General features: G+C 64.0%; 12 protein-coding genes. 11 read left to right on the top strand and 1 reads right to left on the bottom strand.

Annotated elements, in window-relative coordinates; genetic code table 11:
• The first annotated feature begins 4 nt into the window (after positions 1–4).
• The 11 genes from ABD906_RS01685 (at position 5) to ABD906_RS01635 (ending at position 9,941) form a co-directional block, all read left to right on the top strand.
• Positions 5–1,051 carry a class II aldolase/adducin family protein gene (locus ABD906_RS01685; protein WP_345097851.1) on the top strand — a complete coding sequence of 349 codons (1,047 nt, stop codon included), beginning with the start codon at positions 5–7 and terminating at the stop codon, positions 1,049–1,051.
• A 3-nt stretch (positions 1,052–1,054) separates the two neighbouring features.
• Complete coding sequence (locus ABD906_RS01680) at positions 1,055–2,323, top strand: FGGY-family carbohydrate kinase (RefSeq protein WP_345097850.1); 1,269 nt, start codon at positions 1,055–1,057, stop codon at positions 2,321–2,323.
• Positions 2,320–3,156, top strand: coding sequence for a TIGR01459 family HAD-type hydrolase (locus tag ABD906_RS01675; protein WP_345097849.1), 837 nt, complete (start codon positions 2,320–2,322; stop codon positions 3,154–3,156). Before ABD906_RS01680 ends, ABD906_RS01675 begins: the two co-directional genes overlap by 4 nt.
• A gap of 36 nt (positions 3,157–3,192) precedes the next feature.
• Positions 3,193–3,357, top strand: coding sequence for a hypothetical protein (locus ABD906_RS01670; RefSeq protein ID WP_345097848.1), 165 nt, complete (start codon positions 3,193–3,195; stop codon positions 3,355–3,357).
• Between the two features lie 45 nt (positions 3,358–3,402).
• Positions 3,403–4,353, top strand: a complete 951-nt coding sequence (locus ABD906_RS01665; RefSeq protein WP_345097886.1) for an ABC transporter permease — start codon at positions 3,403–3,405, stop codon at positions 4,351–4,353.
• A complete protein-coding gene (locus ABD906_RS01660; RefSeq protein WP_345097847.1) occupies positions 4,350–5,210 on the top strand; it encodes an ABC transporter permease in 861 nt (286 codons plus the stop codon). The genes ABD906_RS01665 and ABD906_RS01660 overlap by 4 nt, the downstream gene beginning before the upstream one ends.
• Complete coding sequence (locus tag ABD906_RS01655) at positions 5,207–6,016, top strand: ATP-binding cassette domain-containing protein (RefSeq protein ID WP_345097846.1); 810 nt, start codon at positions 5,207–5,209, stop codon at positions 6,014–6,016. The genes ABD906_RS01660 and ABD906_RS01655 overlap by 4 nt, the downstream gene beginning before the upstream one ends.
• Complete coding sequence (locus ABD906_RS01650) at positions 6,013–6,756, top strand: ABC transporter ATP-binding protein (RefSeq protein ID WP_345097845.1); 744 nt, start codon at positions 6,013–6,015, stop codon at positions 6,754–6,756. Before ABD906_RS01655 ends, ABD906_RS01650 begins: the two co-directional genes overlap by 4 nt.
• A gap of 150 nt (positions 6,757–6,906) precedes the next feature.
• On the top strand, positions 6,907–7,743 hold the full coding sequence (locus ABD906_RS01645; protein ID WP_345097844.1) for a universal stress protein: 837 nt from the start codon (positions 6,907–6,909) through the stop codon (positions 7,741–7,743).
• A gap of 117 nt (positions 7,744–7,860) precedes the next feature.
• On the top strand, positions 7,861–9,381 hold the full coding sequence (locus ABD906_RS01640) for a bifunctional aminoglycoside phosphotransferase/ATP-binding protein (protein ID WP_378187912.1): 1,521 nt from the start codon (positions 7,861–7,863) through the stop codon (positions 9,379–9,381).
• A 152-nt stretch (positions 9,382–9,533) separates the two neighbouring features.
• Entirely contained in the window at positions 9,534–9,941 is a 408-nt protein-coding gene (locus tag ABD906_RS01635; RefSeq protein WP_345097843.1) for a baeRF12 domain-containing protein, read from the top strand.
• Between the two features lie 104 nt (positions 9,942–10,045).
• Here ABD906_RS01635 and ABD906_RS01630 read toward each other — a convergent pair whose 3' ends face one another.
• On the bottom strand, positions 10,046–11,158 hold the full coding sequence (locus ABD906_RS01630) for an ABC transporter permease (protein WP_345097883.1): 1,113 nt from the start codon (positions 11,156–11,158) through the stop codon (positions 10,046–10,048).
• Between the last annotated feature and the right edge of the window lie 4 nt (positions 11,159–11,162).

The raw sequence follows: 11,162 nt of genomic DNA, 5'->3' as shown, positions 1-11,162 counted from the left end.
AACTGTGACCAAAGCGTCAATGCTCCCCGCGCTTAGAAACCTGTCGGCAAGGCTTGGCAGGGACATCACGCGCACCCAGGGCGCGGGCGGCAACACCTCCGTCAAGTCCGGCGGCATCATGTGGGTGAAAGCCTCGGGTACCTGGCTTGCCGAGGCCAAGGATCGGGAAATCTTTGTGCCCGTCGCGGTCGAGCCGCTGGTGGCCGCCCTCCAGGCGGATGACGGGAGGGTTGAAACCTCCATCACGGACTTCGTAGTGGAAAGCCTCAACGAAACCCGGCTGCGCCCCTCCATAGAGACCAGTGTGCACGCGGTGCTGCCGCAGGCCGTCGTTGTCCATTTCCACTGCGTGAACACCATTGCTCATGCCGTGCGATCGGATGCCGAGGCCTTGGTCGGGGCGCGAATGCAGTCAGTGCCTCATCTCCGGTGGGCCATGATCCCGTACCGCAGACCAGGCGTTCCGCTGGCACATGCAATAGCGCAAGTGGCATCGGAAAGACCGGATGTCCTTGTCCTTCGCAACCACGGCATCATCATTGCAGGCGAGAGTGTGGACGAAGTGGACGAAAAGATCGAAGCCGTCACCTCCGCGCTCCGAATAGAGCCGCGGCGCACGCCGCGCCCCGACCTCGACTACCTCTCCTCCATTGTTTTGCCCGGATACTGTCTTCCTGAGGATGAGGCTATACATGCCGTGGCCCTCGATTCCGCTGCCTTCCGGATTGCGCGCGCCGGCTCTCTTTACCCCGACCACGTGATCTTTCTGGGGACCGCGCTTGGCGTCATGAATAGCGGGTCGGATGTTGCAGCCACGAAATCTGGCGGCGGTAATGGCGCACCAAAGCTGATTCTCGTCCCCGGTCGCGGGGTTCTTGTATCGGAAACGCTGTCCTCCGGCGGCTTGGTCATGGCGCGCTGCCTTACCGAGGTGGCGCTTCGCATCGATCCGCGGGCACCGATCGAATATCTGGGGCGCAGCGAAGAGCGCGAACTGCTCCACTGGGAAGCCGAGCAATACCGCCAAAAACTTGACCGCCCGGAACGTTAGGCGATGCAGAGCCAGACCCACACAGCCCTTGCCCTGGGGATTGATATCGGTACTTCGGGCGTTCGCATCGCGGCCGTCGACAGCGAAGGCCGTATGAAGGGCTTTGCGGCAAAGGGTTTTACCAGGCGCGAGGAACGGCACAGCCCCGCCGCCTGGTGGAGTTGCGTGGAGGAGTGCTTTGGAACTCTGGCCGGGCAAGTCGATCTGAATCTCGTCGCAGCGGTCTCAGTGGACGGCACATCCGGCACCGTGCTTGCGCTTGATTCATCGCTGATCCCGCGCGGCCGCGCGCTTATGTATGACGAGACCTGTCCCGATCCCGCAATCGTGTCCCGGCTCGACGCACTGGTGCCGGAAAGCAGCACCGCACGCGGTCCCTATTCAGCGCTTGCACGGGCAGTTTATCTTGCGCGGAAACATGGTGCGCGGCACATCGTTCATCAGGCCGACTGGATCGCCATACGGCTTGGCGCTTCCATCACCAGCGACGAGAACAACGCTCTCAAGACCGGATACGACCTCGAAACCGGAACATGGCCTGAATGGATCCAGGAATCGGGCCTGGGCCTCGAGGTCCTGCCGGAGGTGAAGCCTGCCGGAAGCGTGATCGGACCTGTCGGTGAACAGGCTGTAGCGCTGGGCCTGCCTCCGTCGGCAGTCATCGTTAACGGAACAACGGATGGCTGCGCCTCATTCCTTGCCACGGGCGCGAGCGAGCCGGGTGATGGCGTCACGGCACTTGGATCCACGCTTGTGCTGAAACTCCTGTCCGACCGGCGGATCGACGCCCCTGCCTACGGTGTCTACAGCCATCGCATAGCGGGCATGTGGCTTGCCGGCGGCGCGTCGAACACGGGAGGCGCAGTGATCCGCCACTTCTTCGAAGACAGGGACCTGCCGGCGCTGACAGCGAGGCTCGAGCCGGACCGTCCAACCGGTCTCGACTACTATCCGCTGCTGGGCCCCGGCGAGCGTTTCCCCGTCAACGATCCGGCCTTGCCGCCCCGGTTGGAGCCCCGGCCCGCGGACAATGCAACCTTCTTCCAGGCACTGCTGGAGGGCATTGCCGCTGTGGAGGATCAGGGTTACCGGCGCCTCGAGGCGCTGGGGGCGCCTGCTCTCAGGTCCGTGCGCAGCGTGGGCGGAGGCGCGGCGAACGAGGCGTGGGCCCGGATACGCCAGAAAAGGTTGGGCGTTCCCTTCCTTCCTGCGCTTTCAACCGAGGCGGCCGTTGGCACCGCTCTTCTGGCCTGGAGGGTCCTGCGCCAATGATGAAGAACGTGCCACTTTCCAGCCTCATCAAGTCCTTCGATGTCTTTTTCCTTGACCAGTTCGGAACGCTGCACGACGGCGTTGCGCCCTACCCCGGCGCCGCGGAAGCCTTGCAACGCATCCGGGCCGCCGGCAAGCAGGTGGTCATCCTGTCAAACTCCGGAAAGTCCGCTGAAGCTAACGCCAGACGCTTCGTGAAGATCGGCTTCCCGAAAGACTCTTTCGATCAATTTGTCACCTCCGGCGAAGTGGCGGTCGATCTCCTGATGAGGGGTGCGTTGAATTTGCCGCTTTCGCCCCGCACCCGATGCTTCACCATATCGCGTGACGGAGACACCTTCCTCGCAGACAGGCTAGGGCTCGAGGCCGTCGAAACGGCGGACCATGCGGACCTCATCGTCATTTCCGGCAGCCAGGCCCACCGCATCAGCCTCGACACATACCGGGAGATGCTGCGACCCGCGGCCGAAGCCGGCGTGCCGGCGATTTGCACCAATCCCGACATCATGATGCTGACGCCCCAGGGCCTCGCTCCAGCCGCAGGCAGCATAGCCAAGATCTACGAGGCGCTCGGCGGCACGGTTTCCTGGGTCGGCAAACCTCACCGGGCAATGTATGAGTATGCTTACCGGATCTGTGGTGCGCCACCGAAGGATCGAATCGTTGCCATCGGTGACAGCATGGAACATGATATCTTCGGCGCCCAGCGTTTCGGCATTTCTTCAGTGCTGATCCATCTCGGGGTGAGCTCTGGAATCGCCAGGAAGGAGCTGGAAACTGTCGCTGAGAAGGCCGGCCTCGGAATGCCCGCCATACTCGAGCGTTTCTCTTGAAGCCTGCGGAAACGCATCGTCGAGATGATTGCACGGATGGATAAACCCGTCCGCTATCGCATCATCGCTGAGGATGCGGCCAGCACCTGGCTTTATCTCTATCCGCAGATCGTGGTATCGAGCGCGTCGGTGAGCGGGTATCCCGTCAACGGGCTGAACTCGCAGTTCTTCGCCTACGCCATCGTGAAGCGCGCGCAGTAAGCCGGACCGGGCAAGCTGCGGAAGGAGGGAGCTATCCTAGCTTACATTCTTCGTCGGCTTGCCATTCTGGCCTTCTCGCTGCTGGCTGCCTGCATCGTCCTGTTCGTCCTGCTGCGGCTCCTGCCCGGAGATCCGGCCAATGCCCTCCTCTCCGTAGGGGCCGACGAGGCGCAGATCGCAGCCGCTCGGCGGCAGGTGGGTTCCGACCTGCCGCTCGCGCAGCAGTTCGTCCATTTCATCTCGAGCCTCGCGCGGTTCGACCTCGGCACGTCCTTCGTCAGTCGCGTGCCGGTGCTCGACGAGATCATGGCGCGGCTTGCCGTGACACTGCCGCTGACCGTTCTTTCCTTCCTGCTCGCCATCGTCGTCGCCGTGCCGCTCGGCATTATCGCCGCGGTGAGGGCGGACCGCTGGTATGGCGCGGCCATTTCCGTCATTTCGCAGCTTGGCATTGCCATTCCCGTTTTCTGGGTCGGCATCCTTCTGGTCACGGTCTTCGCCGTAAACCTGCGACTGTTTCCCTCGGGGGGCTTCCCTCCGCAGGGCTGGGGCGCGCCGCTTGCGGCGCTCCGCAACCTCTTTCTGCCCATCATCACCATCGCCATCGTGATGTCCGCCTCGCTACTGCGCTACGTGCGATCCGCCACGCAGGATGTGCTGGGCAGCGACTACCTGCGCACGGCCCGCGCCATGGGCTCGGGCTTTGGCGAAGCGCTGGTGCGTCACGGCGTCCGTAACGGAGCGGTCCCGGTCGTCTCCATCCTCGGCATCGAGCTTGCCACCACGCTGCTCGGCGCGGTGGTGGTGGAGCGCGTCTTCGCGTTGCCAGGCCTCGGTTCCATGCTGCTGCTCGCCATCGAACAGCGCGACTATCCCAACATCCAGGGCGTGCTCTTCATCTCCACGCTGCTGGTGCTGCTCATCGGCTTCCTTGCCGATCTCGCCCAGCGGCTGATCGACCCGCGCCTGCGCGAACGCTCGGGGAACAGGCCATGACAGACCTTGTCGAGCTCAAGGCACCTTCGTCCGCACGCCGCACAGCCCGTTCGCTGACCCTTGCCGTCGGCCTGATCCTGGTCGGCCTGCATCTCCTTGTCGGCATCCTTACGCTGTTCTGGACCCCCTATGACCCGACGGCCATGACCGGCGGGCGGCTGGCACCCCCCTCCTGGGAGCACTGGGCCGGCACGGACCGTCTGGGCCGCGACCTCTTCACCCAGATCATGATCGGCTCGCGCATTGCACTGACCGTCGGCGCGGGCGCCGTCGCCATTGCAGCGCTCATTGGTGTCACGCTCGGCGTTCTTGCCGCCTTCGCAACGCGCACGCTGGATGACATGCTGGCCGCGACCTTCGATATCCTGATTGCCTTTCCGACGCTGCTGCTCGCCATGCTGGTGGTGGCGGCAACTGAAACGGCGAGCCTCTTCTCGGCAATCCTTGCGCTTGGCATCGCCATTTCGGCGATCGTGGGGCGGCTCACCCGCATTCTCGCTAAGCGTGTGCTGGCGATGGACTACATCACAGCCGCCCGCACGGCCGGCTCGTCCTGGCTCAGCATCGTCTTCCGCCATGTGCTGCCAAACATCTGGCCAACCCTGTCGGTGAATTTCGCGCTGCAGTTCGGCATCGCGATCATCGCGGAAGCCTCCCTCTCCTACCTCGGGCTTGGCGCGCCGCCGCCCAACGCCTCGTGGGGGCGGTTGCTGCAGGAGGCGCAGGGCACGGTCTACACCGCTCCCTTCGGCGCGGTGGCGCCGGGCATCGCGCTGGTCTCGCTCGTGATCGGCATGAACCTGCTGGCAGACGGCCTGCGCGACATTGGCGATCCGACGCGGAGGGGGCGCCGATGAGTCTGCTCAAGATCGACAGTCTCACCATCCGTGCAGGCGGCCAGGTGTTGGTGAAGGATGTTTCGCTCACCATCGAGCACGGCGCACGTGTCGGACTGATTGGCGAATCCGGTTCCGGCAAGTCGCTGACGGCCTTCGCCGTAGTCGGCCTGCTGCCGCCGGGGCTGAAGGCGAAAGGCTCCATTCTGCTCGACGGTGTTCAGGTCATTGGCGCGGCAGACCAGCAGCTGAGGCCGCTGCGCGGCAGCGCGGCCGCGTTCGTGTTCCAGGAGCCGTTGACTGCGCTCGACCCGCTGATGAAGATCGGCCGGCAGGTAGCCGAGCCCATCGCGCGGCGCCACCGCCGCGAGGGCAGGTCCGCAAGCCGGCAGGAGATCGCCGCCGAGGTACGCCACTACCTCGAACGCGTCGCGCTGCCGGACATCGACCGGATCGCGAATTCCTACCCGTTTCAGGTTTCCGGCGGCCAGCGCCAGCGCGTGGCGATTGCCATGGCCCTCGCCTGCCGCCCGAAACTGCTGATCGCCGACGAGCCGACGACCGCGCTCGATGTCACCACGCAGGCGGAAATCCTCGAACTTCTCTCCACACTTGTCCGCGAGGAAGGCATGGCGCTGCTCTTCATCAGCCACGACCTGCCGGTGGTGGCGAAGGTGGTGGAAGAAGTGACCGTCCTGCGGCGAGGGGAAATTGTCGAACAGGGACCGGTGCGGGCCGTGTTCTCCGCTCCACAACATGAGTACACGAAGATGCTGGTTGAGGCCGCGGCGGCCTTCGACCGCGCGCTGGGAGAGCCCGTGCGATGACGCTGATCTCCGTCGAATCGGTCGCATTCAGCTACGGCCGCAAACCGGTTCTGCACGATGTCTCCTTCACCGTGAAGAAGGGCGTCAACCTCGGGCTCGTGGGCGAGTCCGGATCGGGCAAGTCCACCATCCTCAAACTGCTGCTCGGGCTCGAAAAGCCCTCCGGCGGCACGATCCGCTTCGAGGGAGAAACGCTCAACCTGCGTGACCGCGAATTCATGCGCCGCTACCGCCGCGCCGTGCAGGCTGTCTTTCAGGATCCCTATTCTTCGCTCGATCCGCGGCAGAAGGTTGAATCCATCATCGCAGAACCGCTGCGCGCGCTGAGGATCCCGGGCGACCACCATGCGGCGATTGTGCAGGCGCTTGCGGACGTAGGACTGCCAGCTGACGCCATCTCGCGCTACCCCCACGAGTTCTCCGGCGGCCAGCGCCAACGCATCGCGCTGGCGCGCGCCATCGTGGCCAGGCCGCAGCTGGTGCTGGCGGACGAGGCGGTGAGCGCGCTCGACCTTTCCACCCGCATCCGCATCGTCGAACTGCTGAAGGAGCTGTCGCAGGCGATCACCATCCTGTTCGTCTCGCACGACCTCGGCGTCGTCGCCGCACTCTGCGAAGAGATCGTCATCCTGGAGAAGGGCCGGATCGTGGAGGCAGGCCGCACGGCCGATATTCTCGCCAATCCGCAGCATCCCTACACAAGGAAGCTTCTCTCCAGCGTACCGCGCATGCCGGCGTGACGGCACCCTCGAAATTGGGACTGTCCAGAGGACAACCGGCGAAATAATCTGCGGCAGGGAGGAAAGTCGAAAGACTCTTGATCCCGCTCAATGCCGAGCGTCCATCGTGGATCAACTCTGCAGGCAAGCAAGCTGCAAGGAGGTGCTTCCATGCCGTTCAAAGTCATTCTCGCCGTCACGGGCCCTGATGTTCCCGATCCCAGGCTGGATCTGGCTGTTTCTCTGTGTCAGGACGCGGAAGCGCACCTGGCCGTCCTTGCCACTGCAGTTGCCGCGCCGCCGCCCATCGGCCGATATGCAGCAGAGATTTCGGACGCCTGGCATGAAGAGCGCAGAGCCGAGATCGCCAATCTGCAAAAGTTCGCAGCCGAGCTCCGGGAAAAGCTCGCCCAAAAGGATGTTTCGTCCGACATCTCCACGATCTACGAGGAAGAGGGCTGGGTGGACGACGTCATCGGCCAGCGCGCAAAGTACACCGACCTGGTTCTGCTCGGGCCGGACCTGCTCGCCCATCCGCTGATGAAGGAGAAGGTGGTTGAAGGAGCACTGTTCCGCGCCGGAAAGCCCCTGCTTGTCATTCCCGAGGGCGCCAGGCCGACGCTGAAACCGAAGCGCATTCTGGTAGCCTGGAACGCACGCATCGAAGCCTCCAAGGCTGTTTCGGCGGCCATCGAACTGCTGGCTGGAGCGGAGTCGGTCCACGTGGCCCTCGTCGATCCGGAGCAGGGCGAGCGCGATCACGGCTTCGAGCCCGGCGCCGACATTGCGACATACCTGGCCAAGCACGGCGCCAAGGTCACCGTCGACCGCCTGCCGAGCCAGGGTCGTCCCGTCGAGGACATCCTTCGCCAGCATGCCGTGGATGTGGCCGCGGACATGCTCGTCATGGGCGCCTATGGTCATTCCAGGATGCGCCAGCGCATCTTCGGCGGCGTCACGCGGTCGATGCTCGACAATCCGCCGCTGCCCGTCTTCCTGGCCCGCTGACGTTTCCCGATCAAACCGATGGATTGCGCCGGGCAATCCGGCGCGGTCCTGTATCGAGCGGCAGAGGACGATCCTCGATCCGTCGCGGTCTCCGCCGCCATCAAACGGAACTTCGTCATGTCCGACATGCAGCAGCGGGTAGTGGCCTTTCTGATCGAGGCGCTCGCGCGGGAGCTGGGCGCCTCGGTCGAAACGATCAACACCCACATTTCCCGCATCTTTCTCGCCGGCGACCGGGCCTTCAAACTGAAGCGCGCCGTCAAGCTGCCCTATGCCGATTTCTCAACGCCGGAGCTGCGATACGCGGCGTGCCGCAGAGAAGTGGAGCTCAACCGCCTGACGGCCCCCGATCTCTATCTCGGCGTCCGGCGCATTATCCTCGACACAGACGGCCAGCTGTCATTCAACGGCGATGGCGAACTCGTGGATGCCATCGTCGAAATGCGCCGCTTCGATCAGGCTCAGATCATGGACCGGATGGCCGACGCCGGACAGCTCACGCCACAGCTGATGGCGGACACGGCGTCGATGATCGCCCGCTTCCATGAGAACGCCCCCATTGTCCGGGCGGGGACAGGCACTTCCAATCTCGTGGACGTGCTGGACATTAACCGGGCGAGCTTTGACCGCACCAACCTTTTCATCTCCGCCGAAGTGGATGCGCTCGACCATCAGCTGCGCACCAGTCTGTTCCGTCATGCGGACGTGCTCAACCGCCGTGAAGAAGCCGGAAAGGTGCGGCGCTGCCACGGCGACCTGCATCTGCGCAACATCTGCGTCTTCGAGGGACGCCCGCTCCTGTTCGACTGCATCGAGTTCAACGAGCAGCTTGCGACCGTGGACGTGCTCTACGACCTCGCCTTCCTGCTGATGGACCTGACGCATCGCGGACATGTGGATCTCGCCAATCTGGTCGCCAACCGCTACTTCGACGAAACGGACAATGAAAACGGGTTCGCGCTCCTGCCGTTCCTGATGGCGATCCGTGCCTCGGTCCGCGCCCATGTGACCGCAACGCAGGCCGAAGAAGCGGGCGATCCTTCGGGGGAACTCAGCCAACGGGCCCGCAGCTACTTTGACCTCGCCCGCAGCCAGCTCGCCGTTCTCTCCCCTCGCCTCATCGCCATCGGAGGGCTGAGCGGGTCGGGCAAGACGGTGATCGCCGAAGCACTCGCGCCCCGCATCGGCGTTGCGCCCGGCGCACGGATCATCGAGAGCGACCGCATCCGCAAGGCTCTCCATGGCGTTCCGGCTGAGACCAGGCTGCCGCCTGAGGCCTACCGTCCGGAAGTCTCAGAAAGGGTTTATGGGGAGATGGCCCGGCGCGCGGAAACCATTCTCGAAGGCAGCGCCCCCGTGGTCGCAGACGCCGTTTTCCAGCGCCCGGAAAACCGGGAGCGCATCGAACACGCGATGCGGAAGCGGAAGCTACCCTTCCTCGGCGTGTGGCTGGACGTGCCGGAGGACGTGCTCAAGGAGAGGGTGCGGCAGCGGCAGGGCGGTCCGTCCGATGCGACGGTCGATGTGCTGGCGCGTCAGATGATGGTCGACACCGGCGACATCACCTGGCACCGCGTGAATGCCGCCCGGCAGCCGGAGGCGATCATCGCGGATATCCTGTCCCTGCAAGCACCATGATAGCATTTCGGGGGGCTTCCAGCGATGCGTTGACTTTCGTCAACGCGGTGCGCCCGGCCCGGCCATTTACTGGTCGCAGGTCTTCCGCATGGGATGCAGTGGCCACGAGTCCAAGGCGGAGGCCTCGAGCAACGCAAGGAAAGAGGACTGAAATGATCCTGCCGACCGGAACGATCGTCGCCGTGGTCGATGGCGAAAAGCTGCGGATGTTCCGCAACAAGGGCCACGAGCCCCGCATCGAGCTGGTACCGCTGCCCGCTCCCGATATCGAGCCGGTGAAGGGAGGATCGGGCGTCCGTCACATCAACAAGGCTTCCAATCCCGACAGCGATCGCCTGGACGAGGACGCCTTTGCCGCCGCAGCGGCCGAATACCTGAACGGGCAGGCCATCAAGGGCGCCTTCGAGAAACTGTACCTCGTGGCTGATCCCCGCACGTTGGGCGAAATGCGCCGCAACTTTCACGACGCGCTGGAGCAGCGCCTGGTGGGAACGCTCGACCGCGATCTCGCCGGCCTTTCGCTTGAGGCGATCGCCGAGGCCATCGTGGCCGCGCGATGAGCCGTGCGGGTTTCTTCGGCCAATGGCAAAGAGCGGCCACTGCGCCGCCCTTCTTCTTTTCCGGCTCCCGGCGGTGAAGCGGCCGCCTTCTCCCCCGAACGCCCTTACCTGATGGAAGCCCGGAAGCGCCAAAGCGCGATGACAAACAGGGCAGAACCGATCGCCAGCATGATCACCAGCTGATGCCACACGGCATCGAGCCCCGCGCCGCGAAACAGGACCGCCTGCGCGAACTGGATGAAATGCGTGTCGGACGTAAATGACATGACTGTCTGCAGGAAGTCCGGCATGCTTTCGATCGGCGTCATCCCGCCGGCCAGGATCTGCAGCGGAAACAGCACCAGCATCAGCAGCAGGCCGAACTGTGGCATGGACCCCGCGATCGTCGCCAGCAGAATGCCAAGCGAGGCCGTGCAGAAGAGCTGAACAGCGACGCCCACCATCAGAAGCCACAGGGAACCGGCCACCGGAATGTGGAGCCACGCCTGGATGACAGCCGTCATGGCGAACAGGACAGCGATCATCACGACAAGCGCCATCGGCCAGATCTTGGAAACCATGATCTCAGTGGAAGTGACCGGCATCACCAGCAGATGCTCGATCGTTCCCCGTTCCCGTTCGCGGATCAGCGCTGCACCCACCAGGATCACCGAAAGCAGCGAGACATTGTTGATGACTTCCATCATGCCGCTGAACCAGCCCGGATTGAGTTCCGGATTGAAACGGGCGCGCAGCACAAGATCGACGGTGGGCGTATCAGTGCCGCGGTGGCGCTGCAGGAACTCGTTCACCTCGCCCGAGACGATCGCCTGGACATATCCCGCTCCGGTGAAAGCCTGTGACACGCGTGTCGCATCGACGTTGAGCTGGAGCGCAGGCGCCTTTCCTGCCAGCAGGTCGCGCTCGAAGTTTGGCGGGATGACCAGCGCGAACGTGTCCATGCCCGCATCGAGCCGTCTGTTCATGTCCTGCTGCGTGATCATGGTCGGCGGCCTGAAATAAGGCGGATAGAAGGCCGACACGATGCGCGTCGACAATGACGAGACATCTTCGTCGACGATCGCGATCGCCGCCTTGTTGAGGGTCAGCGGCGTGGCCGTCGCCGAAATGTAGATCTGCAGCGAGAAGGAGAAGGCGATGACGGCGAGAAGCGCAGGCGTCCGCAGGAGGCCCCAAAGCTCCTTGATGCCCAACCGCCATATGGTCGAGAACCGTATCGTC

It is taken from the genome of Chelativorans composti, from assembly GCF_039541695.1.
Classification (GTDB): Bacteria; Pseudomonadota; Alphaproteobacteria; order Rhizobiales; family Rhizobiaceae; genus Chelativorans; species Chelativorans composti.
Note: the sequence above shows the minus strand (reverse complement) of the source record. Positions and strands in the feature narration are given on the sequence as shown.